We start from the raw sequence: 3129 nt of genomic DNA on the forward strand, positions 1-3129 counted from the left end.
GCCGCCGCGGCCCCGCTGGTCGCCCGCCACTACTTCTCCAGCACCCTGCTCCCCGACGCCGCGTGCTCGTCGCGGGCGGCTTCGCGCAGGGCGGCGTGACGGCCCAGTCGGAGCTCTACGACCCGGTGGCCAACACCTGGACCGCGACGGGCAGCCTCGCGTTCCCGCGCGCCGGCCACGCGGCCACGCTGCTCCCCGACGGCCGCGTCCTCGTCACCGGCGGCTCCGTCTCCGGCGCCGCGCCACAGGTCGAATCGGAAGTCTATGATCCCGCCACCGGCACCTGGGCCGCCGCGGGCACGATGAACGTCGCCCGCGAGAACCACACCGCGACGCTGCTGCCGAACGGCAAGGTGTTCATCGCGGGCGGGTTCACCTCGGCCCCGTCGCTGACCTTCTACGCGGAGACGGAGGTCTACGACCCCGCCGTGAGCCGGTGGTCGCCCGCGGGCGCCATGGGCACCCCCCGGACCGACGCGATGGTGGCGCTGCTGCCCTCGGGCCAGGTGCTCGTCGCGGGTGGCCGCGGCCAGTTCACCTCGTCGGCCGAGGCGGAGCTGTACGATCGCGCGAGCAACGCGTGGACCGCCCTGCCCGCGCTCGCCACGCCGCGCGAGCGCGCCACCGCCACCGTCCTGAACTCGGGGCAGGTGCTGATCGCGGGCGGCCGCAACACCAACACCTCCACGGCCTCCGTGGAGCGCTTCGATCCCACCACCAACACCTGGCTGCCCACCGCGACGCTGTTGGGCACGCGCCACCTGCACACCTCCACGCTCCTGCCGGATGGCCGGGTGCTCGTCGCCGGTGGCCAGAGCAACACCACGGTGCTCGCCAGCGCGGAGGTGTACGCGCCCGACACGAACACGTGGACCCCGGCCGGCTCGCTCGCCACGGCGCGCGCCGGACATCGCGCCGTGCTGCTCCAGAACGGCCGGGTGCTCGTCGTCGGCGGACACGGCGGCGGCGGCTCGGAGCTGGCCTCCGCGGAGCTCTATGACCCCGCCACCAACACCTGGGCCGCGGCGGCGAGCCTCGCGGGCGCCGCGACGAGCTGACGCTGACGCTGCTGCCGTCGGGCCAGGTGCTCGCGGCGGGCGGCATCGCGGCCTTCACGGAGCTGACGACCTCGGAGCTGTACACGCCCGGCACGAACTCCTGGGCCTCCGTGGGCGCGCTCACGCAGCCACGCTGGCTGCACTCCGCCACGCTGATGCCCAACGGCAAGGTGCTGGCCGCGGGCGGCATCACCACGAATGGTGACTACGCCAACACGGCGGAGGTCTACGACCCCATGCTCCGCCGCTGGCTCAACGTCGCGGACCCCACCACCGCGGGGGGGCTGGTCACCGTCGCCCTGCCCTCGGGTGAGGTCCTGCTGACGGGCGGCCTCGCCACCCCCAACGCGGAGCTGTATGACGACACCGGCGCCCTCCCCGCGTGGCGGCCCACCGTGACGAACCCGCCGACCTTCGTCGCCGGCTGCCCCACCGTCCTGGAGGGCCTGCTGTTCCGGGGCCTCTCCGGCGCGAGCGCTGGCAACAGCGCCGACTCCCCCACCGACTTCCCCCTGGTGCGGCTGCGGGCCGCCGAGGGCGGGCGCCTCTGGACGCTCCCCAGCAGCGACACCTCGGCCACGCGCGCGACGGTGACGGTCCCCACCGGCACGCCGCTGGGCACCTACGGCCTGTCCGTCTTCGCCAACGCCATCCCCGGCGGACGCACGGTGACCGTCGTCGCCAACCGTCCCCCGGCGGCGGCGGACCAGACGGTCACCGTCCCCAAGGACACGGAGGTGGAGCTCGGCCTGAACGGCACGGATCCGGACCCCGGCCAGGTGTTGACCTGGACCATCGTCACCCAGCCGCAGCACGGCACGCTCGGCACCAGCGCGCAGGGGCACCTCGCGTACACGCCCGCGCCCGGCTATGTGGGCCCCGACAGCTTCACCTACCGGGTCCGGGACTGCGTCGACGACAGCAACCTCGCGACCGTGACCCTCAACGTGGTGGACGCCGTCCCGACCCTCACCTGTCCCGCGAACGTCACCGCGGAGGCGACCGGTGCGGACGGCGCCGACGTGACCTACGACCCCGCGGTCCTGGAGCCGGCGGGGCTCCCGGTGAGCTACACGCAGGCGTCGGGCTCGCGCTTCCCGCTGGGCACCACGACGGTCACCGCGACCTCCAGCGGCCTCACCTGTTCGTTCCAGGTGACGGTGCAGGACACCACGCCCCCCGCGCTCACCTGCCCCGCCAACGTCCTGGTGGGTCCGGGCGAGCCGGTGACGTTCAACCCCACGGCCACGGACGCGGTGACGGCCTCGCCGACGGTGACGTCGTCGCCCGCGTCGGCAGCACCTTCGCGCCGGGCGCCACGCAGGTCACCGTCACCGCCACGGACGCCGCGGGCAACACCGCGCAGTGCACGTTCCAGGTCCGGGTCCAGGCGGAGGTCGTGGAGATCGCCGGCGGCGGCTGTGACAGCACCGGCGGCACCACGTCCGCGCTGGCGCTCCTCGCCGCGCTGGCGGCCTGGAGTCATTCGCGCCGCCGTCAGAACCCGGCTGGGGAGAACTGAGACATGCGCTCCTTCTTTTCTCGAATGGACCTTCCCTTGCGTACAAAGGCTCAGAGCTGGGCGCTGGCCGCGCTGCTGGCCACCGCCGTCTCCCCCGCCGCGTTCGGACAGACCACCACGAGCCCGCTCAGGCCGCTGGACCTGGAGCGCCTGCGCTTCCAGCCGGCGGCGACGGACTCGATGCTGGTGGACACCGGCCGCGTGCTCCCCGAGGGCGGCTACCGCCTGCTCCTCATGGTCAACTACGAGCGCGGCATCCTCCTGCTCCAGGGCAGTGACGGGCTGGAGCGCTCCATCCTGCACTACCGCACCGCGGGCTGGCTGGCGGGCGCGTGGTCGCCGGTGGACCGGTTGGAGTTCTCCGCGAAGCTGCCCGTCATCATCGCGCAGGGCGGCCACGGCGCGGAGCAGCTGGTCGGCGTGAGCGAGCCGGACTCGTTCGGCCTGGGCACGCCGGAGCTGGGCGTGCGCTACGAGCTGCTGCGGCGGGAGGAAGGCGCGCCGGTGTTCCTGGGCCTGGGCCTGGACGTCGGGCTGCCGGGCGGCACG

General features: G+C 74.0%; 2 protein-coding genes and 1 pseudogene. All 3 read left to right on the top strand.

The genetic code is table 11. The features are described 5' to 3' along the window. Positions 1-95 precede the first annotated feature (95 nt). The 3 genes and pseudogenes from ACLEQD_RS40150 (at position 96) to ACLEQD_RS40160 (ending at position 2580) form a co-directional block, all read left to right on the top strand. On the top strand, positions 96-1058 hold the full coding sequence (locus ACLEQD_RS40150; protein WP_410391226.1) for a Kelch repeat-containing protein: 963 nt from the start codon (positions 96-98) through the stop codon (positions 1056-1058). 155 nt (positions 1059-1213) lie between these two features. Then, a pseudogene (locus ACLEQD_RS40155) lies at positions 1214-1948 on the top strand (Ig-like domain-containing protein); the annotation flags it as partial. A 299-nt stretch (positions 1949-2247) separates the two neighbouring features. Then, positions 2248-2580: an HYR domain-containing protein gene (locus ACLEQD_RS40160; protein WP_410391227.1), complete on the top strand. Its 333-nt coding sequence runs from the start codon at positions 2248-2250 to the stop codon at positions 2578-2580. Positions 2581-3129 lie beyond the last annotated feature (549 nt).

It is taken from the genome of Corallococcus sp. 4LFB, from assembly GCF_046520365.1.
In the GTDB taxonomy this organism is placed as follows: Bacteria; Myxococcota; Myxococcia; order Myxococcales; family Myxococcaceae; genus Corallococcus; species Corallococcus caeni.